This window comes from Vreelandella halophila (genome assembly GCF_019903425.1).
GTDB classification, from domain to species: Bacteria; Pseudomonadota; Gammaproteobacteria; order Pseudomonadales; family Oleiphilaceae; genus Halospina; species Halospina halophila.
In genome coordinates this window covers 1,170,058-1,191,950 of the sequence record NZ_JACHUZ010000013.1, presented here as the reverse complement: position 1 = coordinate 1,191,950, position 21,893 = coordinate 1,170,058, and the positions used below count along the sequence as shown (strand labels likewise).

The following is a 21,893-nucleotide window of genomic DNA, read 5'->3' as shown; positions in this document are numbered from 1 at the left end:
ATTGCAGGCGCTGTGCCAGAGCGTTCGGAAACGACCAAGACGCTGTTAACGCGTTGTTCTGTAAGGATGTTAATGAAAGGAAAGCAATACGTAGAAGCCGAGGTATTTCAGGAGGGCATTTCATCGTGAAAGGGAGACCCTTTCACCGCTGCACCTCCATGAAATACCTGTTCGCATGTCATTGCAGGAGCATTCAGGGTGCCTCAATCACCTTGCTGGCTGCGTTTGAAGGCCGGCTGTGACGCCCTTCGGTATCGTAAGTGGCGACCGTGAAATGCCACTCACCTTCTTCAAGGTCTTCCAGCAAGTACTCAGTCTGGTGCGCATCGGCAATATCAACCGACTGTTCAAGGTTCTCGGGATCCTGACCGTATTTCAACTTATAGCCCCCGATTTCACCCATCTTTATAGCGTCGCCATTAACACGGGTTAGCGGCGCATCCCACGAAAGCTTGGCGGCCTGAGCCGGCACTTCCGGCTCCGGTTCCGGTTCCGGCTCAGGCTCAGGTGCAGGTTCCGGCTCGGGCTCAGGCTCGGGCTCAGGCTCGGGCTCGGGCTCGGGCTCGGGCTCGGGCTCAGGCTCGGGCTCGGGCTCAGGCTCGGGCTCGGGCTCAGGCTCGGGCTCGGGCTCAGGCTCGGGCTCAGGCTCCGGCTCGGGCGCAGGTTCAGGTTCCGGCTCAGGCTCAGGCGCGGGTGCAGGCTCCGGCTCAGGCTCGGGCTGGGGCCCCGTAATCAGCCCTGCCTGACTGGCTGTCTGCTCAAAACGTTCAACTGCCCAGTTTTCACTGTTATTCAGTACAACCGACAGCGCATCCCCTGTCCGCGCTGACAGCGCATTGGAAAGATCAGCACTCGCCTCAATAATGGACAGCTGGTTCACGGTAGCGCCATCGTCGGAATGCAGCTCCAACCCCCCTCGGGCCTGGACCTGCCCCCGCGCCTCCGTCAGCACCTCACTCAGCGTCATCCCCGCTGAGCCATTGGCCCAGGCCAGGAACGCGGCATTGGTGACGGCAACGCGCACCGCCTGCGTCGAATCCGTCGCCTGATTCAGTGCCGTGAGGTCGGCGGGCCGGGTGTTGCGGATGGTGTCCGGAGCCAGGCCGAAGGCCTCATCGGTTTCACGGTACGCCGCTCTCAGGCCGGCCCCGGTAAGCCCCTGCTCGGATTGGCGCGCCCGCGCCAGGGCGAGGTCAGACAGCGGCGATAGATGTGCATTGCCATTGCTTCGCGGGTCATGCGCGGTGCTGAGCGACAGATCCGCTCGCAACGAAACCGGCTGCCCAAAAGCACGCGTTTCCCCCGTGCGCGGGTCAGTACAGCCCTCGGGCACATCACAGATCATGCGCGTCTGGTCATCAACACTCAGGCGCAGTACAACCCAGCCCTCGCGATCCTCGGGGACACTCAGGGAAAACTCCCCCGCCTCCCCAGTGCGCACCGGTTCACCCAATGGCTGGTCGCGAACAACAGGCTTCCCACCCGGCCCTGGTACAACCGGATGGGCGGTAACGAGCGCCTTCATCATGCGGCCCTTGATGGCCGTCCCACTGATTTCAACGTTCGTGGTGGACGAAGACGGGTCCCCGGCGTCTTCCTGAGCATCAGTGGTCGCTCCTTCCCTGGAGCCGGACTGGTTGGCTGAGGCCCCACCATCACTGCCACCGCCACCACAGCCGGCTACAGCTGATGCGGCGATGACGGCGGCCAGAACGCGAAGCCTGAAACAGGAATGATGATTGGGAAGGACCATGGCTCTTGCCTCTGACTGGATTACAGAAGCAATACTACGGTTGCAAAATTGTGTTTAATAGCGGTTTTGACCAGAAAAAACCCCTCTTTACAGTGGGATACAGTAGCCACTCCCCGGTTACCTCACTGCAACCTTCTGTTACAGCTTCTCGCCCGATTGCACACCCCGCCTGCGGCCATGGCGCCAGGCATGCGGCTCATCCTCCCGGCGTGGGCTCCGTAGCACCCAGAAGCCGCTGATAGAGCCCATAATAAGCCTCTGCCATGCACTGCCCGGTAAACAGGCGCTCATAGCGCTGACGAGCGCCATGCCCCAGCCGTGCCACCAATGCCTCATCCGAGTGCAGGCGCTGCAGCGCTGCCCTCAGGTCTCTGGCATCCGCCGGGCGCACCACCAGCCCCGACTCATCATGGGCATTGACGTAACTTGTGCCAGAGCCCATCTCGGCCGAGATCAATGGGCGTGAACACATAGCGCCCTCCACCAGCGTCAACCCGAAGGCCTCCGAGCGCAGGTGCGAGGGGAACACCACCGCCCTGCTGAGCTGGAACAGCGCCATCTTCTGCGCATCCGAAACCTGCCCGAGGAAAACCACATTCTCCAGCGCCTCGCGGCGAACGCGCTCCCTGAGCTCGTCCTCCACGGGCCCGGCGCCGGCAATGACCACGGGCAGATCGGTGCCGGCTACGGCATCAAGCAGTGTGTGCAGGCCCTTGTAGTAACGAAGAACGCCCACGAACAGATAGAAATCACGCCCCACCTGCGCCCGCACCTCGGCCAGATCGGCCTGCGACGGCGTGGGGTAGCTCGCTTCATCCAGTCCAATGGGAATGACATCCGCGCCTTCCGGCAACCGCTGCAGAACCGGACTCGACGCCAGATAGTTCGGGGAGGTCGCCACCACGCGATCCACACTTTTCAAAAACCGCCACATGAGGGGGCCATAGAGCGCCATCAGCCGCCGCTGGCGGATCACATCCGAATGATAGGTCAGAACCGACGGCGTACGCGCCCCGCACAGCAGATGCAGCAGGTCCGCAAAAGGCCAGGGAAAATGATAATGCACCAGGTCCGCCTGCCGCGCCTCCTGCCGGAATGCCCGGATCGCCGGCAGCGAAAGCCCACAGGAAGCCACTTCCGCATCCAACCGGTGGCGAACAACCGCCGCCTCCGGGCGTTGGATCACCTCACCGGAGGCGCCAGGGGCCAGGGTGAACACCCGGTTGCTTACACCCAGTGCCTGCGTGCCCATGCAGATCTGGCGGATGGTTTCCTCCAGCCCGCCCTGGCTTTCAGGAAAGTAAGTCCTGTAAACATGTAGAACCCGCACGCTCCCCCCGAACTGAATCAATCACCTCTGCCATTGCCTTCACAAACCGCCCGGTTGCAAAGTGACTCGCACGCGCCTCACAGGCGGGGCGCATGGTAGCCGCGCGCGCCTGCGTCATGCCCCGCACCGTTTCGGCAATGGCCTTCGGGTCGGGTTCGCTTAACAGGATACCTGTCTGCCCCTCCAGCACCGTCTCAATAAGGCCGCCTTCCGCCACACCGATTACCGGCTTACCAGCCGCCATGGACTCCACCGGCGACATACCGAAGTCCTCGTCCTGCGCTACATAGAGCGTTGCCCTGGCGCGGCCCGTCAACGACTGCAGTGCTTCTGCCGAGAGCCAGCCGGTAAAATGTATATTCGGGCAGTTGGCGGCAAGGCGCCGCAGCTGTTGTTCCTGTGAGCCCCCAGAGGCTACCACCAGCTCATGTTCGGGCAGCGAACGGAAGGCCTCAATCAAACGCTCCACGCGCTTGAAGGGTTCAAGCCGTGCGGTGGAGAGGAAGAACCCCTCATCCGCCAGCCATTGATAACCGTCTGTGTCGCAGGGCGGGTGCACCACCTGTGCGCTCAGCCCAAGATAATGCTCAAGCCGGCCACGCACATTACTGGAATTGGCAACAATGGCGTCCATCCTGGCTATGGCAGCGGCGTAATAACGCCGCACCTGGGCCACCAGCGCCCGGAACAGCGGCCTCTGCCAGCGTGGAATTGCGGCAATATAATCGTCATAAAGATCGAACGCAAAGCGCGGCAAGGTGTGGCAATAGTAGATATTGCCCCCCTGAGAACGGTGCCACACACCCTGGGGCGCATTGGCGCCGCTGAATACAACCCAGTCGTAGCGGGCCAGCCATTGAGCCCGGTAGCGGAATCGATAAAGCCCGGTCAGGGTGCGTAACGCCCTCTGGGTCACAGGCGGGGCCCACCCCAGCTCAAGACACCGGAGGTCGGCAAGACACTGCGCCGGAAAGGCGGCGGCATTGCGGCCGCCCACAACCACATCCGTACCCGCCAGCCCGCGCGCGAGCGCCAGGGTCAGATGCTCCGCGCCGCCCCGGCAGAACAGCCCGTCATACGCAATGGCGCCGCCAGAGCTATTCCCCACTGAGTGGCACCAGTGCCTCACTTTCACACACCCGTTCCCCCACGGCTCCATCGCAGAACTGCAGAGCGTAGTCCCGGCCGGACTCGAGTACCCCCACCATGACACGCTGATTCGGAGACGCCGCCACTTCCGTGGCCCGGCTCAGCTGAAGCGGTTGGTCCGCCGCGACCGAGAACAGCACCATCTCCGAGCGCGGGAACGCCTCGCTCACGCTGAGCTCACGCAACCGCTGCGGATCACTGACCAGGCCGCCAGCCGCCAGCGCGGCGCCCGCCGCCGTGCGCAACGCCTGGGAACGGACGCCCTGCAACGGGGGCCCCAGGGCCGCGCCACGGGGATCGGTGCGTGCGCCCGCCAAGGCCTCGAGCGTAGCCAGTGCATCAACAATCCCAGCCCCAAAGTCCGACTGCGTTACGCCCTGAGCCTGCGCCTCCGCACTGAGTTGTGGCGGCCTTGCGGTGCCCCGCAACGCCTGCTCCAGCTCGCTCACGGGCAGCGACGGCACATTCGCCAATGCCAACGCCGCTGTTGCCGAGACCATGGGCGCCGAGAACGAGGTGCCGGAGGCCAGCCACTGAATGCCACGGTCGTCCTCCACGGCCACCTCAAACCCCTGGGCCGCAAGATCCGCCCCCGCGCCCACGCTCACGCCTCCAACCACATGGTCACCGGCGGCATCCACGGCCGTCACCGCCAGCACACCGTCACAGTTCGCCGGCGCCGAATCCTCGGGCTCGCGCGCCGGATCATTGCCCGCGCTCGCAACAACCAGCACGCCCCTGTCGCGGGCTCGGTCGATGGCCTCCTGCTCGGAGAACGAGCACGCCCCTTCGGCACCGAGCGACAGGCTGATGACGTCCACCGGCTCCGAAAGCGGCGTTACACCCGGGCGGCCTGAGTCCACCCCCGCCGCCCAATCAATGGCATCAACCACATCCGAGACCCGGCCACTGCCCTCACAGTTGAGCACACGCCCCGCGTACAGATCCGCACCAGGCACAACACCGGCAATACCCGTGCCGTTATCACGCGGCGCCGCGATCACCGCACCGATCTGGCTGCCGTGACGTGCCGTGTTTGTGTCACACCATTCCCGGTATTGCGGCAGTATGCGCCACTCACTGGGTGCCAGCGAGCCGCGGCCGTTCGCCTCTTCAGAGACAAGGTTCACGCCCCCTGCCCAGTCAGGCCCTCCCTGGTAACCGGCCACGCCCGAATCCAGAACGGCCACCCGCGGGGGCTCGACCACGCGGGTGGCGCTCACAGCACCGGCAAAATCCGATGCACCCGCCCGTTGCGGCTGGTCCGCGGGGTCCGCCCAGTAGTCCTGCGCCGGGAAGTAGGGATCATTGAACAACGGGTTGCCGCTGTCATCCACGGCGGGTGGCCCCAGCGTATTGCGGGCCCGCACCACGCCATCGGCCCCGCGCTCTTGCGGCATCCGTGGTGGGCGGGTACGGCGCGCGTCACGCTCCACCACCCGCACACCGGCACGGCGACGCAGGTCCCTGCGAACAGCGGCAACCGATGACTCGGGTACCCGCAACACCTCCCGGCCCCGGCGCTGCGCGACCACCTCGGCGTACCCCAGGGTTGCACCCAGACGCATGGCACCCGGCTCATAGTGCACGATCAGCCGGGCACTGCCGGCACCCATAGCAGGCGCCGCCAGCGCGGCTGCCAGCACCGCCGCGATGCCGGCCCTCACTCCGATACTCATGGTGCTTCCTCCTGGCACTCCGGCACACCAGCCCCGGTGGGTATGCCCGCCAGATGCGCCCACTGCGCATCAAACCGCCAGCCATCGCTGCCCTGGCTGCCGACGCTGGCGTTCCCCGTCAACGAGGATACGCGCCCGGAAGGCGAGTGGTAACGCAGGCCACGCTCGGGTGGCGCTGCCCAGGGGGGCATGGCGTCATGGGCGCGAGCCACCGGCCCGGCGGCGTGCTGGCTCTGGTGACGCTGGGCCGCATCACGCACCGCATCCGTTTGGGCCGCCAGGGCATCGATGGCGGACTCGCCCTGGCGGTAAGCCGCCAGGGCACTGCTGAGATCAGCGAACGCCGCCTCCAGCTCCGGAGCCTCACCTGTGAATGGCAGACCCAGGCCACGCGTGAGCTCACGGTAAGCGGGATAGTCCAGTTCATGGTTGAAATAGGCCGCAGCCGCCACCGTGCGCGCCAGCGCGCAGTCCTCGGCCAGCGCGAGCACCTCGGGCCGTGACTCAAGCCAGGTCTGGGCGCGGCGGCGTTCGGGCTCGCCGGCCTCGTTCACCAAGTTCACGTCAAACGCCAGCACACGCCTGCCCTCGCCGTCCAGCAGGGCCACCCTGGCGGTGACGGGGCGGTCCACGTCTTTGGGGGTGAGCACAACGCGGCCCGCCGAGAGCGCCACCCCGAGCGCATCGGCGCGGTCCGTGGCCACCGACGCCACGGCGTCCGCGTCTGGCTCCGGAACCGGCCGCTCGCGTTCACCGCTTTCATCCGGAAGGGTAATCGGCGTCAGCACCCGGTAGGACTGGGCCTGTTCCCGCTCGGCCAGCGGCGGTTCTTCGGAGCCGCCCCCACCGGAGCCTCCCGAGCATGCGGTCAATACCGCAGCCATCCCAATAACAGGCCAGAGCCAGCGCGCCCTCAACAGTGCCTCCCAATACACAGACTTGTGCACTCAGTGTAGTGCCTGAGGCTCTCCGGGCAAGCGCTTCAGGCCTCCAGCATCCAGCGCAGGGTCTCGCGCAGCGGCGGCTGCCAGCGGTTGCCAATGCACGCGTCCAGGCGGCGGGTATCGCCACGCAGGCGAGTGACTTCGTGACGGCGCGCAAGCCCCGCGCTGCTGCGCACCTGTGGGTCGTGCCCCGTGATCTCACGGCAAAGAGCCAGCACCTCGTGCAGTGAGTGGCTCTCACCGGAGGCGATGTTCAGGGTCTCGCCCACTGGAGGGGTTTCCACCAGCGCACGGTAGGCCGCAGCCACCGCCCGCACATCACTGAAATCCCGCCACACGTCCAGGTTACCAAGCTCAATGACCGGTTCCCGACGCCGGAAGTGCGCCACAATGCGGGGGATCACGAAATGCTCGGGCTGCCCCACGCCGGTGTAATTGAATGGGCGTGTAATCACAACCGGCAGGGTATCAGCCCAGGTGGCGGCCATGTGCTCCATGGCCAGCTTGCTCACCGCGTATTCATTGGCGGGCCTGGGGCACAGGTCCTCACCAAGGCACTCGCGCTCCTGGTTGCCATAGACGTTGGCACTGCTCGCCAGCACGACAGCCGCCGGACTGGAGGGTGCCGCAGTGAGTGCCGCCAACAGGTTGCGCGTGCCCATCAGGTTCACCTGGTAGAAGGCGCCGGGGTCGTCATGGCCCACAAACGCCAGCGCCGCCAGGTGCACCACTGCGTCCGGTTCAATGGCGGCCACGGCAGCGGCGAGGCCCTCGCGGTCCTCCAGCGGCACCTGCCAGTCGTTGCCGGCGCCATTACCAAGCCCCACCACATCGTGGCCGGCCTGCGTCAACTCATTCACCAGGTAGCCGCCGGTAAACCCATTGCTCCCGGTTACCAGTACCCGCATGGCGTTACACACCACCGCCCAACGCGCGGTTGCGGCGCAGGTCCGCCTCCACCATCATTCGGCACAGCTCCTCCAGCCCGGTCTCAGGGGCCCACCCCAGCGTCTCCCGGGCATGGCTGGCATCGCCCTGGAGCAGGTCCACCTCCGCCGGACGGTAAAAAGCGGGGTTGACCTGCACCAGTACACGGCCGGTGGCGGGGTCAATGCCGTGCTCCTCCACACCACTGCCACGCCACTGGATGACCATGCCCGCGGCCTCGCACGCCAGGGTCACAAAGGTGCGCACTGTTTCCGTGCGGTTGGTGGCCAGCACAAAGGTGTCCGGCTCTTCGGCCTGGAGCATGGCCCACATGCCCCGCACGTAGTCGCGCGCAAAGCCCCAGTCGCGCTGGGCATCGAGGTTGCCCAGTTCCAGCTTCTCCTGCTGGCCCAGGCGGATGCGGGCAACGGCGTTGGTGATCTTGCGGGTTACAAACTCCTGGCCCCGCAGCGGCGACTCATGATTGAAGAGAATGCCGCTGGTGGCGAACAGGTTATAGGACTCGCGGTAATTGACCGTCATCCAGTGGGCATAGAGCTTGGCGGCGCCGTAGGGGCTTCTGGGATGGAACGGCGTGTTTTCCGTCTGGGGGATCGCCTGAACCTTGCCGAACATCTCCGAGGTGGAGGCCTGATAGAAACGGATGGTCGGGTCCACCGTGCGAATGGCCTCAAGCAGGTTGACAGCGCCCAGGCCCGTAATGGTGCCGGTGGTCACCGGCTGGTCGAACGACACCCCCACAAAGCTCTGAGCAGCCAGGTTGTAGACCTCGTTCGGGCGGGTGCTCTGGAGCAGCCGTATGCTTGAGCCCAGGTCCGTGAGGTCGTATTCCACCAGGCTGAGCTGTGGGTGATCGGTGATGCCCAGCTCATCCAGGCGCCAGAAGTTGACCGAGCTGGTACGCCTGAAGGCTCCAAAAACACGGTAGCCCTGCTGCAGCAGGAATGCCGCCAGGTAGGCGCCGTCCTGACCCGTGACGCCGGTGATTAGTGCTGTTTTCTGGTTCATTAACGCTCCCTGCCCTGGCTGCCTTGCCCATCAACCGTCTATACCGGCATCAGTGTGCTGTTGCCGGCTGCACCCCGTTCAGCTCGCTCCCGAGTGTTTGGGCATAGGTCGTGCGTGCTGTGCGGAACACCGCATAACGGTTGTTGGTTTGCTCGATCTCGCTGTCTGTAAACTGCAGATTGGCGAGCTGTGCAAGGCCTTCGTCACTGAAGTCCGCTCGGTTGTATTTGCTGCCGTCAATACTGACCACGTCTTTCTTTTTGTTTGCGGGCGCTTTTTTGGCCGGCAAATGGCTCTCAAGGACCTTGGCATAGGCCCGTCTTGCCGTGCGCAGTACCGCCAGACGATTGTTAAGCTCCGTCATCTCACGGTCAACAAACTGGAGATTGTCAAGCTGCGCCAGCGCAGACTGGCTCAGGTCCTCGCGCTTGTAATGCTGACCGTCAATGGTAACGGTTTGCGCGGCAGTCGAGGTGTCCATAACACGGCTCCTAGTGAATTGTGAGCATTTGGGCAACTGAAAGGCGGCTATCATGCCAATCGCTGAACGGTCACGCAAGGCGCCACGGCCGTGCTCAGAAGGCGAAGGAAAGGTCGTCATCGTCATCGCGGAATAGCGACTCGAGATCCACATCCTGTGAGGAGCCCGTCTCGTTTCTGCTGACACCGTCACGGCGTTGGTGAAGGCGCGCCAATGTCTGGAGCCGGTGTTCGGACAGTAATTGCGCATAGGCCGCAGACAACGCGCCGCTGGCGGCCAGCCTGCCCAGTGTTTCCGGGTCCAGTGCCTTCAAGGCCGCCTCATCAATGCGATAGATCCCGGTGACTGGCTGTGCGCTCTCATCGTCGGCGCCGCCCACCCTGATTCGCCAGGGGGTAATGAGCCCCGCCGCCTCAAGCTCGTTGACCAATGCCTGGGTTACCCGTTGCGCGGCGTCCAGCTTTTCCAGAAGCTTGAGACTGGCCTGGGTATGCTGTGTCGGCGTGCCATCGTCTTCGAACAACCGAATAGCATTGGCACCGGCATGAGGCACATAGGTAGGCGAGTCTGTATCAATGCAGAGGATTCTTTGGCCGCTTTCTGCGTCACTGGTCAAGCGGAACGGGTGGGCACGATACCAGGCCGGGCGATAACTCCCCAGCCACCGGCCATTGGGTTGTACGTACGCATTAACACCACTGCGCAGGGACTGCACAGCCACCAGACTGTAGCCTTGCTCGGAAGGCTTGGGCGCGAACCCTACGGGCATCGCCGCAATAACCTGCGGCAACTCTTCCGTAACAACCGGAACCAGGGTTTCTTCCAGCGCATGCTGGTACCCGCCGGGAATGAGCCCTGCTTCGCGATGGGTGGTCCTGCTCAGTGCCACATAGTGAGCCATGCCACTTCCCCTTGCCCGTTTACTGACGGAGCAGAGGGTAACACATTACTGGGCATAACGGATTGGGAGGCAAACACGGTCATAAAAAAACCCCGCATAACCTGAGCTATGCGGGGCTTTTAAGACCTCTCGTGCATGACCGTTACCGGCCCGGAGAGATCAGGCTCGCAGGCCATGTTTGCGCATGACCCGCTCGCCTGTGAGGCGCTTACGCTACTGCGGTTGCCTCAACATCGGTTGCAGCGATGGATGCATCGTCGCCGAAGTCGGCAGTACCAACCAGTTTGACGCTGAAGTCCTTGTCAGTGTCGCCAGCGGCGTAGGCGGCCGCATTGTCGTAGGACACTTCAAAGATCTTGTATTCGCCCTGGTTCTGAACAACGGTGCCGTCGTTGAAGTCCTGCTCGTTGTTGCGGACCATCACGATCGACTTCGCCTGATCCTGGTACAGATCCGCATTCTCGGAGGTGCTGACGCCATTGCTTTCAGCTTCCAGCGCCGCTTCGAGTTCGGCTGTACCCAGCTCGGCGAACTCTGCCGAATCCACCTCAGTATCAAGCAGATCGTTGCCGTCAGTAATGCCACCGTTGAAGTCAACAATGCTGACACTGTTGGCTTCCAGAGCCAGACCTGTGCCGGTTACGGGCGCCATATCCACCTGGGAATCTTCCGACTCGGAGTCAGAAAGCGTGTTGGTGAGGTAGGCGCTCAGATCCAGCTGGTCTGTGCCGGACTCAAAGTGAACGATGGTGTCGTCGCCCTGATTGTAGCCGCTGTAGGCCACGGTATCCGCAACGGTCGTGTCACTGCTCAGAACGATCAGGTCATCGCCGGCACCGCCATTGACGATGTTGGCGTTATCCGTATCGACTGACGCACTGCCCGAGGCGGGTGTTGGTGCTACACCGTCCTGGTCCGGAGTAAAGGTGGTGGTGGTCGGTTGACTGAAACCAGCACCGCCTGAGCCGTCAGCGTCATTGGTTGCAACAACAAGGTCATCCGTTTCATCAACGTTGGACTGAGCTGTCAGCTCGATTTCCGTAGCCGATGCACCAGCAGCAACGTTGTAGGTTACCCCATCAACACTAACCGTGCCCTGAGTGACCAGGCTGGATGCCAGCGAGCTGTCGTTTTCAGCGCCACTTGAGGTGTAGACCACTTCAGCGCCGGCGCCTGTATCAAAGGTCACCTCGTCTCCGCTGCTATCCACACCAGCACCCGCCAGATCGACAGTGTAGATCGCCGGTGTTCCGGTAGAGGCCACCCCTGCACTTGAGGTGAAGCCGCCGCTCAGCCCCCCGCTCAGCGCGTTGTTCTGAGCGGTCTGCGCATCCGCAGGGCCACTACCGCCAAAGAAGCCGGAATCGTTATAGGTCTGCTCGAACTCGGATTCAATGTTGCTCTGCAGCGTGGAGCCAAGCTGGCTCTCCGGTGCAAAGAAATCAACCTGAACCGCGTCCGCAGCCTGGGCTCCGTCCACCAGGTACTGGACAGCGACGTCGCCATTGGCATCAACAGACGCTTCAGCAATCTGGCTCAGCTGTTCGTCTTCGTTGATCGCCTGGACAATGGCGTTGTTGATGTCCGCCTTGGTTGTAAGGTTGCCCTCTTCCGGCTGGATGGTCACCAACTCACTTTCAAGGCCATCCGTGGAGGCCGATGCTGCGTTGCCAGCCGTATTGAGTGTGACCTGTACGCGTGCGTTGTACAGGAACTCCACCCCGGAGTTAATAGAGGCATCCACAGAGCCTTCTGCTGCCGGTGTTGCGGTGTCATCGCCGAATGTGGAGGTATCAATGACGAAGTTCGCCTTGGCACCGGTGTTCTCGGCATAGATGACGTCATTGCCGCTGCCAGTGTTGGCTTCAATGCTCACCGCGTTGCCTTCAACGGTATCCTCGCCAGAGCCGGTTGTGATGCTCGCGCTGGATGCGGGGCTCGCGCCTTCCGTTACATTGACAAAGTTGCTGCCATTGCCGGCGTTGATCGCGATGCTGCTGTCGTTGTTCAGCGCCACGTCGTACACGTCATCACCAGCGCCGGTAACTGCAGTGTGGGTAACGCCCGTTGTCAGGGTCGCGTTGTAGGTCACATTGCCTTCAACCGCCGCATTAAGCGCCACTGCGTCAACAATGTCGTTGTCACGACCCAGAACGATGTCGCCTTCAAAGTTCTCGGCGTTGATCGCGTCAAGGCCCTGCTTGAAGCCGGTGCTGTCAACGTTGCCGTGGGTATCAACGTCGGTGCCTTCGGTGTTGGTCAGGACAAAGTCGCCCTTAACATCACCGTTGGTCAGGTTGAGCTCCTGGAAGCCGTTCCAGCTGCTATTGCCATCGTTGGTTGTGGAGATGTCATGCACAACACTGCTGTTTTCAACGGTTACGTTGAACACTTCAATGCCGGTGGAGCTGTCGGAGCTGGAAGTGGAGCCAACCACAATCTCGCCGCCGTCGGAACCACGACCAACACCATCTGCAACCACGGTAGTTTCAACCTGGTTGGTGATGACTTCGCGCTCTTCACGGATGCTGGACTGCGCCAGGATGATCGCCAGCTCAGTACCGGACTTCTGGGTCGGTGTGAATTCGATGTTTTCGAACGGTTCACCGCCGTCATCGGTCACGTTGACGCTGTAGCCGGTGTAGTCGAGGTCAAAGGTCTGGCCGTTGTCCGTTGTGAACTCATTGAACTCGTTGCCCAGCTCGACCGTGTAGTCAGTCAGACCCGCGTCGGTCAGTGCTGTCTGAACGGCTTCCACCAGACCCTGGTATGTGCCGTCTGTGGACGTCAGGTTTTCAAACGTCTCGGTGCTGCCGTCCTGAGTGAACTGCAGATCGAACTCGACGTTGGCAAGCGGTTCTTCAGGGTCCTGCGCGTTACCGTCAGCGACCTGAATGAAGAACTCAGCAGCCTGGTTCACCTCATCCGGCGCCGCTTTGAGATCCTGCTCGTTGAAGTAAACGCCCAGATCAGAGCCCTGCTGGGTGTCCTTCATCTCAAGGGTGATGTCCTTGGTGATCTGATTGCTGCCGATGTCGACGTTGTTGACGATCAGATCGCCGCGGCTGTCCACAGACGTGTAGTGCTGCTCACCACTGACCTGATCCGCATCCAGCGTCACGTCTTCCAGCGCGTTGAGGCTCAGTTCCTCAACGTCTTCCGTGCGCGGCATCGGGTCCTGGCTGCCACCAAAATCCACTTCATTGTCGTTGATCATGGTTGCTTCGATGGTGTCGTAACCGGCACCGCCGTCAACCACGTCGCCGCTGGCGAGCGCATTGGAAATGGCCCCCAGATCGTTCTGACCCACGTCACCAACAAAGGTGTCGTCGTTTTCAGTGCCTTCCAGGTTGTCGCGGTTTTCCGTGAGCGCAAAGGTTTCGCCCGGCACGCCCGGCTGCTCACCGCCACCGTCTTCAACACCAAGCTCAGCCGCTGCCTGATCGACGCGCTCGTCGATGGCGGCACGGTCTGACTCACCCGCACCGTTAAGCAGTGCCAGAGCGAGTTGGTCGGCGTTGGCTTCGCTGGTGTTCACCCAGTAGTCCAGGCCTTCGGCATCCGGCTCGCGACCGAACAGGTTCTGGTACAGCGCGGTGACCACGTCTTCGCGGGAATTCTCATCGTTGTAGAGGTTTTGGCCCGCTTCAGTGTCATTCACAAGGCTGGAACGCATCGTTTCGACGGATGCCACACCGCTTGTGATCCCACTTGTCCAGAAATCAAACTCTTCCTGGGTAGGCGAGCGATCCAGAATAGCAATATAGAGCTCGAGTACCTGCTCTTGAGTTGCTGTTGCCATAGTTATTTACTCTCCATTAGTTAAGCCGTAACGACTAGATTCAGGTTTGGCTGACGCCTGGGCATCCGTCGACACCCACCTGAGTATGCACTCCTTTTCAGGGAAGCCCCTTAAAGCAGAACATTTCTTGGCGGCGGCCAGGGTGACTGCCTCTGTTGGCTGGTCTCACCGTTTGGCCTGCCCCCCGTGCTACCGAACATAGTCGGTCTAACACGTTCGCGCAAAAAGACTAGCACCTTACTAGCGCTTCAACAAGTTACCTTTTATGAGCTTTTATGTAACTGCAGCGCTGGCAATGGATAGCCTGCGAGTGAGCTTCATTCTTGAGGGAAGGAGCAAATGCCGTCAACCGTCGCGGGTGGACCCTCATCACCAGATTGTTTATTCTGTGTAACCGTGAGAGGCATCAGGCCCTACCCAAAAGGCAACCACCCGCTCCCAATGCTTAACCCCCTCCGCCTGCTTCAACAGGCCCAGAATCTGCTTGCCAGCGCTCTGAGCGAGCGCGACAAGCACCAGCATTTTTTTGTTTCCTTGGCGCTGGCCATGACGTTCGTGCTCGGCCCCTGGGGTGTGGCCCCGGCGCTTGCAGCCACCCTGGGCGTGGGGCTGGCCAAGGAGACGTGGGACCACTTCTGGGGCAGCGGTTTCTGCTGGCTGGATATGGCGGCCAACGCGGCCGGCGCGGCCTGCGGTGTTCTGGGGGCTGCCTGGCTGGGTGCCACGCTCAGCGGTTGAGCCACAACGCCCGCAGCAGGCGCGCCAGCCGCCCGGCAACCACGGGGTAACTGTGCTGCTCGCGCCATTGGCGCGCCTGCTCGGGCTCCGGCCCATCCTGACCGGCAAGCACCCGCTCCAGCCCATGGGCAATGGCGTCCGCATCCGTGCCGCTGAAGGTACCCACAGCCGGCGCAACATCCTCGAATATGGGAAGTGGCGTGACCATCACGGGCCGGGCGGAGGCGATTGCCATACGGACCGCGCCGCTGGCGGATTCACCCGTGTTCTGGTAAGGCATGGCGATCACATCGGCCTGCTGCAACAGGGCCATGCTGTGTTCATCGCTGAGAAAGCGGTGCTCGGTGTGCACGGCCTGTTCAAGCCCGAGTTCCTGGATGCGGCGATGCAGTGCCTGGATGGTGGCGGCGGAGCTGGCGTCCGGGTGCTCGGCGTTGAGCAGCAGCAGCACGGTGTCCGGTTGTTGCTGGTGACGATGCGCGAAGGCCTCCAGCAGTACTTCCAGCCCCTTGTGCGGCAGCGCGAAACCGTAGGAGGCGATGCAGCGCTTGCCGGCATGCGGCCAGTCCACCGGGGCGGGCCGGGGTTGGGCCATGCCATGGGGAAGCAGCGTGGCGTTGGCCGCCATGCCGGCCTCAACCAGCCGGTTGAGGTCGCCCACGGTGTGTACCAGAACCCGGTCACAGCTTTCGGCGGCCGGGCGCAACTCACTGAGCGCTTTACGCGGTTCGGGCTCAATGGTGGCGTGGAGGGTGAGCGTCACCACGATGCCCCGGCTGCGCAGGCGGGCAATCAGCTGGGCCAGTGCCGGGTAACTGTAGAAATAGATGTTCATCTGGATCACCACCACATCCACCTGGTCGCTGAGCAGGCAGTCGCCCAGGTGCGTCAGTGGGTCCTGGTCGTCCTGGTACCAGCAACGCGTTACGTTCGCGCCATCCGGCTGTTCCGGGGGCTCACCCAGCACCGGCGCATAGACCCGGATGTCGTCGTCTGTGTTTTGCTCAATCAGGTGGCGGGAGTAGGTGGCAAGCCCGCAGCGTTGATTCCAGGTGCTGACCCACCCAATGCGCAGCGCCCGCTGGGTCGGTGCCTGTTCCTGAATGCGGATGATGCGTTCGGCCTGGTTGACCATGCGCAGCGCCACGCGCTCCCAGCTGAAATGCTCGCGCAGGTGCGCGGCCGCGGCATCGGCGAGGGCCTGGCGCTGCTCAGCGGGCGTTTCATGCACGGCCCGCATCTGGCTGGCGAGATGCTCGGTATCCGGGTTCGCCCAGACGGAATCCGGCAGGTTGAAGTGGGTCCGGGCGCGCCCAAAGCGGTAGCGGGTCAGCCAGGTGGTTTGCGGGTCGCAGAAGTCAAGCTGGCCGCTCCAGCCGGTGGTGATCACCGGCAGGCCGCTGAGCATGGCTTCGGCCAGCGGCAGGCCAAAGCCTTCCGCACGGCTGGGCGCCACCAGGGCATGGCACTGTTCGTATAATGACTTGAGCTGGCCGGCGGGCAGGTCCTCCCAGATGAGGATCACTTCGGGATAGGCCGGGTTCGCCTCACGATGGGCAGCGAGCTGCTGCACGACATCGTTGTGGGGGTTGGGGAATGTTTTGATGATAAGACAGGCGTTGTCCTCATGGGTGAATGCCTGCCCCCAGGCGGCCAGCAGCGCGTCCACGCCCTTTCGCGGGAAGCACGAGGAAACATGCAGGAAGCGGAAGCCGTCACCGGGTGCGGCGTAGGGCTCCGGGGCGACGCGGTCCCAGTGGTCCACCCCGCAACCGCTGACCGCCATGGGCAGGCATACGCCATTGTCGATCAATACCTTGCGCACATGCTCGGAGAGGCAGGTCAGCCCTGTCAGATGCTGGCTGAACTGCTCGGCCCACGCCTGAGGAAAGCCGCTTTCCTCCCATGCGTAGTGATGCAGGAGGGCGTGGCCGGTTGCAATGTCGTCCACACGGGGTGGGTAGAGATTGCGGCTGGTGATGTCCGGCGTCAGTTCCGGGTTACCCAGGCGGGCATGCATAACGCCAATGTCGGGGTTCTGCGCCATGAACTCCGGGTCCGGCTCAAAGTCACCCGGGCCTTCGGTCGAGTGCAGCGTTACAGTCTGGCCGATGGCGGCGAGGCCACGGGCGGTCTCACGGTTGAGCAGGGCGAGGCTGTAGCTGGAGTCGAACGGGCCTTCAATACGCCAGTGGTAATGCTGCTGCGGGCGCTGCTCACCGGCCGCTCGCTCATTGGCGGCCAGGCTGTTGGCGAGCTGGCGCAGGCTCGTGTCGGGCAGTTGCCAGCTGGCACAAAGGCGCGCCAGCGCGGGTAGCCGGTCGCTGGTCTGCTCTGTGGCGCCAGCAGCCGGGGCGGGGCTTTGCCCGGCCACGACCTGTTCGGCCTCGCGCAGCAGCGCCTGTGCCGTTCGTTTCCAGCAGAAAAGCTGGGCCCGCTGCAGGCCATGATCAATCAAGCGCTGGCGGAAGCCGGGCTCTGTGAGCACCCGGGTGATCAGTGCCGTCAGGCGGGGAATGTCGTCCGGGGCGAACATCGCTTCTTCCCAGCCCATGACCTCGGGCAGGCTGGTGGTGTTGGCGCACAGCACCGGGGCCCCGCAGGTCATGGCCTCCAGTACGGGCAGCCCGAAGCCTTCATGCCGCGAGGGGAAAACAAATACTTCGCAGTGGTTGTAAAGGACGTTCAGTTCATGCTGGGGAATGAAACCGGTATAGACGACGTGTTCGTCCGGAATGCCGTTTCTGCGCGCAAACTGGCTGATCGCCGCGCGGTTGACGGGCTCAAACCGGCCCACAAGCACCAACCGCAGGTGCTGGCGCTGCTCGTACTCAAGCTGGCTGAATGCCTGCAGCAGGGCATTGAGATTTTTGCGTTCGTCCGGGGCGCCGCTGTAGAGGATGAAGGGGCCGTCAACCCCAAGGCCGGCGAGTACATCGCGGTAGGGCTCGCCCGCGTCCGCCAGTGGGTAATAGCCGCTGTCACAGGCCGTGGAGATGGTATGCACCACGCCCTCGGCAGGCGCCAACTGGGTCTCGAATTCCCGGCTGGCACTCTCGGAAATGGCGAAAATACGGTCTGCGCGATGCAGGCTTTCCAGCTTACGGTAATACCACTGACGGATGAGCGGGTCACCGAGATACTCGCGGGGGCTGATCAGTGGGATCAGATCGTAGCCGATCACGCCTACGGCGTAACGGCGTACGCTCGGGATGCTGGCAACGAATTCGTCCGTCATGCCTTCAAAAAGCGATCCGATGAGCACGAAATCCGGGGCCAGCCGTTCAATGAAATCGTTACGCAGGTATTCACTGACCCTGATAATGCCCTGATTGGGGCAGTGAACTTCCGCCGTGCCGGGCAGCGACTGGAAGACACGGATGCTGCCGGCGCCCGCCAGAGAGGCCCAGCGCCGGTATTGCTCTTCAAGGCGCTCGAGCTGCGCGCCATTGAACAACAGTATGAGCTCGTGCGGCTCGGCCTGATTCTGGTTGCACTCAATCAGGGCTTCCACAAGCGAGCTGACGTAATGGCCGATGCCGCGGTAGCGGCTTGAGGTCTGCAGGCATTGCAGATCAATCACGAGTCTCATGGTGCCCTCTCCCTGGTGAGTCCTCGATATGGCCTTTCAGCTCGCTGTACAGCGTTCTGGCTCTGGGCGTGAGCAACTCCGTCGAGGCGCTGTGCTCGGGATTACCACCGAGTTGAAGCCGACGCAGCCGACGTGCGACGCCAGGCACGCGGCTGACCAGCGCCACCAGCGCCCGGCGCAACCGGGGGTAATGGCGGCTGCGGTGCTCGGCTGACGCAATGCCTCTTGCCAGTAACGACTTCGCGCCATGGGCACGCAGGTGGTTGACGCCTCTTATGGCGTAGCGAAGGGGTGCCGTCACGCGCCAGGAATAACTGTTATACAGGCGGTTGAGCGTGGTCTCATAGTCAGTGACGGCTTCAGCGAGGTGCTCGCGCCCCGCCTCATTTTCCTGCTCCAGCAGCTCAATGCGTTCGCGCAGGCTGTCCTCCCGGCGATGCGCTGCCTGCAGTGCAGCATCCGAGCTGTGCAGGTGCCCGGCCATCTCCCGGCGGCGGCGATCCACCAGTTCACGGTACCGGGCCAGTTCCCCGCTCCGTGCCAGCTCATCGTCACGTACCGGTTCATGGTGTTTGCGCAGGGCCTGAATCGCTTCCAGCGCTTGTTCGGGCATACCACTTTGGCGCCAGAGTTCATGGACCTCGTGTTCGAGCGCCTGAAAGCGGGCCTTTTCGGCATGGGTGAATACGGTTACCGGGCTGTGGCAATCGCTGAAATCCAGCCCCTGGGCGCCTTCGCTGGCCAGCGCTTGTGCGATGCGCTGGCGTTCAGCGGCGCTGGCACTGAGGGTGTCAATGTTAATGAGCAGATCCGCATGGCTCCGCGCCTGATGCAGTGCCAGCAGCCAGAGTGCGTAGAAGGCCTGGTAGGCGTGCCCCGGCGGTAAAGGGCGGTGCGCGAACCAGTCGTAGGTCACGTGCAGGCGCCGGCCTTCAAGGCGCTTGAACCCGATGTGATCAGCCAGTTGATCCAGAAATGCCGGGCGGCTGGCAGCGTTGAGAACAAGCTGGGTGGTGAGATCGAAATACGGCGAAACCTGGTAGGACCACCACTGATCCCAGGGGTTGCGCCACAGGTATGCATGATAGCCACCAAGGTTGTGCCGCAATGCCGCAATACGCCCCGAGGAGCGACATTCCTGGATCACGGGGCGCTCCGGGGCGTTGCGAACCAGCGCCTGCCAGTAGTCAAGGCCTGCACAGTGAGTGCGGTCACCGAAATAGCCGTCGTACACATCGCTTTCGCGGAGGTAGGGCAGGCACTGATCCGCAATGGCGTGGAGCTCTGCAAAATAGGGTGCGCCCAGCGCCGCGTGCCGGAGCTCACCAGCCTTGGAGGGGTCGCCGGCCTCTTGCAGCAGTTGCGGGTTGTCTCGGGCCTCAACGGCGATTTCGTGCATGGGCTCCTGGAAACAGGTAACGCCGTCGAGACGGCGAAAGGCACGGTACAGATAGGTGCTGCCAGAACGGAAAAGCGCATGCAGGAAAACGGGAGCCCGCGTCTGAGCATTGCTCATGATGGCGATTCCTCAATGGTGACCTCAGCGGGGACATTGATCAGGCCCGATTTAACCGTGGTGTTGGCGTCTTCGCGAACACGGAACAGGTGTGCATCCAGGCGCCGATGCAGAAAGGTCTCTGTTTCGCTGTTGTCGTCGCGAATGCCGGCATTGACGTAGTACACGCCGGGCGCGAAGGCGTTACCGATGTGATAGCGCACACTCACACGTGTACCGGCTTCGAAGGTGCGCTGAGCAAAGGCGTCGTCACCCGCGGTATCCAGGCCATAAAGGCCGAGGCCCTCGCGGGTCTTGATCATAAAGGCAAACACGACGTTGCTGACGCGCTCATGCCACTCAATCTCAACACGCAGCACGATGGACTCACGGCTGGCAAAGACATTGGCGGGTTGACCGTTGGTGTCTTCCATCGTGATCGAGCGAATGGTTGCCCGCCCGTCGCCATAGCTGGTTTCACAGTCGGGCTGCAGTTCGGGGTCCAGACGCTCGGAATCCGACGTGTCGCTCTGCGCTTGCGCGGACGTCTCGGACGCCACCGACCCCTGGTGTTCACTGCCGCCGAAAAGATACCGTTCGTAGGCGTCGCACACGCCCCGTGCAGGCCCGGAGGCGGCGACGTGGCCTTCACGCAGGAACAGTGCCGTGCTGCAGAGCCGGCGTACCGCGTCAATATCATGGGTGCAGAAAAGCAGTGTGGTGCCCTGCTCGATGTAGTCGTTGATGCGGCGGTAACACTTGCGCTGGAAGGCGGCATCCCCCACTGAGAGGGCCTCATCCACAATAAGGATCTCCGGGCGGATGGCGGTGGCCACGGCAAAGGCCAGACGCACCTGCATGCCGCTGGAGTACACCCGCACCGGATGATCAATGTAGTCGCCAATGCCCGCAAATGCCTCGATACCCGCCATCTGCTGCTCCACCTGATCCGGCGTGAGCCCCTGCAGCTGGCCGGCCATGACCACGTTCTGGCGGCCGGTAAAATCCGGATGGAACCCCATGCCGAGCTCCAGAAGCGCGGCAATACGGCCTTCGGCCTGGACCTCTCCCGAGGTCGGCTGGGTGGTGCCGGTGATGATCTTGAGCAGCGTACTCTTGCCAGCGCCGTTCACGCCCAGTATGCCCACCGCTTCGCCACGGGGAACGTCAAGGTTGATGTCCTGAAGAACCCAGGCAAGGCTGTGCCTTGGGCGCTGGCCCGGCAGCAGCCACTCCTTAAGGCGGGCCCATTCACTGGGGTAGTATCGATAGGCCTTACTCAGGCCAGTAACCCGAATTGCAGTCATTACAGCTCGTCCACAATCTCGTTGGCGTGATTACGGAAAAGCCTCACCCCCAGCGCTGTGAAGAGCAGTGTCAGCACAGCCACTGGCAGAAGTCCGTAAATACCGGGCAGCTCGCCGTGCACCAGTATACGGTGATACCCCTCCATGAAGCCGGTCATGGGGTTAAGCCGGATCAAACGCTGGAGCTCATCCGGAAGAATGGCAAGCGGGTAAACGATGGGCGTGAGCCAGAACCAGAACTGGAGTACCACGGTGTACAGATGGGCCACATCCCTGAAGAAGACGTTGAGCAGGCCCAGAACGACGCCGAGACTGGTGGCAAACAGCAACTGGAGGGCCAGCATGGGGATAAGCGCCAGCATCGCCCACCCAGGCAGGTTGCCCGTGAACAACAGAAACGCCAGAAAGAGGCCGAAAATGATCACGAAGTTGAGACAGGCATTGAGCGCGAGTGTTACCGGCAGGCACACCCATGGAAAATGCATCTTCTTGAGCAGCGTGGCGTTTTCCAGGAACAGATTGTGCCCGCGAGTGGTAATCTCCGAAAACAACCCCCAGGTGAGAATCCCGGAGCAGAGATAGATACTGTACCCAAAACGGTCATCCACGCCAGGCAGTTTCGCCTGCATGATCTGGGAGAAGATCAGGGTGTAGATGAGAATAAGCGACAACGGGTGAATGACCGTCCAGGCCGCCCCAAGCAGGGAGTTGAGATACCGGCTCTGGAATTCACGTCTCACATTTCCGGATATGAAGCTCCGGTATC

15 protein-coding genes are annotated in these 21,893 nt (G+C 62.6%); 1 reads left to right on the top strand and 14 read right to left on the bottom strand.

Features of this window, described 5'->3' with window-relative positions:
* Positions 1–193: 193 nt before the first annotated feature.
* The 10 genes from H4I92_RS09845 to H4I92_RS09800 all read right to left on the bottom strand — a co-directional run bounded on the left by H4I92_RS09845 (position 194) and on the right by H4I92_RS09800 (position 13,995).
* Positions 194–1,753: a hypothetical protein gene (locus H4I92_RS09845; protein ID WP_179105682.1), complete on the bottom strand. Its 1,560-nt coding sequence runs from the start codon at positions 1,751–1,753 to the stop codon at positions 194–196.
* 196 nt (positions 1,754–1,949) lie between these two features.
* Positions 1,950–3,083 (bottom strand): glycosyltransferase, encoded by a 1,134-nt coding sequence (locus H4I92_RS09840; protein ID WP_077530422.1) that lies wholly within the window; start codon positions 3,081–3,083, stop codon positions 1,950–1,952.
* A complete protein-coding gene (locus tag H4I92_RS09835) occupies positions 3,046–4,191 on the bottom strand; it encodes a glycosyltransferase (RefSeq protein WP_218668190.1) in 1,146 nt (381 codons plus the stop codon). The genes H4I92_RS09840 and H4I92_RS09835 overlap by 38 nt, the downstream gene beginning before the upstream one ends.
* The gene (locus tag H4I92_RS09830) at positions 4,181–5,911 is read right to left on the bottom strand and encodes a S8 family peptidase (protein WP_143512654.1); all 1,731 of its coding nucleotides are present in this window, start codon (positions 5,909–5,911) and stop codon (positions 4,181–4,183) included. The genes H4I92_RS09835 and H4I92_RS09830 overlap by 11 nt, the downstream gene beginning before the upstream one ends.
* Positions 5,908–6,783 carry a hypothetical protein gene (locus H4I92_RS09825; protein WP_143512653.1) on the bottom strand — a complete coding sequence of 292 codons (876 nt, stop codon included), beginning with the start codon at positions 6,781–6,783 and terminating at the stop codon, positions 5,908–5,910. Before H4I92_RS09825 ends, H4I92_RS09830 begins: the two co-directional genes overlap by 4 nt.
* A 110-nt stretch (positions 6,784–6,893) precedes the next feature.
* A complete protein-coding gene (locus H4I92_RS09820) occupies positions 6,894–7,763 on the bottom strand; it encodes an NAD-dependent epimerase/dehydratase family protein (protein ID WP_077530417.1) in 870 nt (289 codons plus the stop codon).
* Between the two features lie 4 nt (positions 7,764–7,767).
* Entirely contained in the window at positions 7,768–8,811 is a 1,044-nt protein-coding gene (gene gmd, locus H4I92_RS09815) for a GDP-mannose 4,6-dehydratase (protein WP_077530416.1), read from the bottom strand.
* 49 nt (positions 8,812–8,860) lie between these two features.
* The gene (locus H4I92_RS09810) at positions 8,861–9,292 is read right to left on the bottom strand and encodes a DUF6447 family protein (RefSeq protein WP_179105681.1); all 432 of its coding nucleotides are present in this window, start codon (positions 9,290–9,292) and stop codon (positions 8,861–8,863) included.
* 94 nt (positions 9,293–9,386) lie between these two features.
* Positions 9,387–10,193, bottom strand: a complete 807-nt coding sequence (locus tag H4I92_RS09805) for a SapC family protein (protein ID WP_077530415.1) — start codon at positions 10,191–10,193, stop codon at positions 9,387–9,389.
* Positions 10,194–10,401: 208 nt separating this feature from the next.
* The gene (locus H4I92_RS09800; protein ID WP_077530414.1) at positions 10,402–13,995 is read right to left on the bottom strand and encodes a DUF4214 domain-containing protein; all 3,594 of its coding nucleotides are present in this window, start codon (positions 13,993–13,995) and stop codon (positions 10,402–10,404) included.
* A 441-nt stretch (positions 13,996–14,436) separates the two neighbouring features.
* Between H4I92_RS09800 and H4I92_RS09795 the strand changes: the two genes are divergently transcribed.
* Positions 14,437–14,733, top strand: coding sequence for a hypothetical protein (locus tag H4I92_RS09795; RefSeq protein ID WP_077530413.1), 297 nt, complete (start codon positions 14,437–14,439; stop codon positions 14,731–14,733).
* Here H4I92_RS09795 and H4I92_RS09790 read toward each other — a convergent pair.
* From H4I92_RS09790 to H4I92_RS09775, 4 genes are read right to left on the bottom strand one after another with little or no spacing between them, the layout of a single operon-like run.
* Entirely contained in the window at positions 14,723–18,325 is a 3,603-nt protein-coding gene (locus tag H4I92_RS09790) for a glycosyltransferase (protein WP_077530412.1), read from the bottom strand. The two genes, H4I92_RS09795 and H4I92_RS09790, sit on opposite strands and share 11 nt — an antisense overlap.
* Positions 18,309–19,841, bottom strand: a complete 1,533-nt coding sequence (locus H4I92_RS09785; protein ID WP_077530411.1) for a hypothetical protein — start codon at positions 19,839–19,841, stop codon at positions 18,309–18,311. Before H4I92_RS09785 ends, H4I92_RS09790 begins: the two co-directional genes overlap by 17 nt.
* Positions 19,838–21,127: an ABC transporter ATP-binding protein gene (locus H4I92_RS09780; protein WP_077530410.1), complete on the bottom strand. Its 1,290-nt coding sequence runs from the start codon at positions 21,125–21,127 to the stop codon at positions 19,838–19,840. The genes H4I92_RS09785 and H4I92_RS09780 overlap by 4 nt, the downstream gene beginning before the upstream one ends.
* Positions 21,127–21,867 carry an ABC transporter permease gene (locus H4I92_RS09775; protein ID WP_281247514.1) on the bottom strand — a complete coding sequence of 247 codons (741 nt, stop codon included), beginning with the start codon at positions 21,865–21,867 and terminating at the stop codon, positions 21,127–21,129. Before H4I92_RS09775 ends, H4I92_RS09780 begins: the two co-directional genes overlap by 1 nt.
* Positions 21,868–21,893 lie beyond the last annotated feature (26 nt).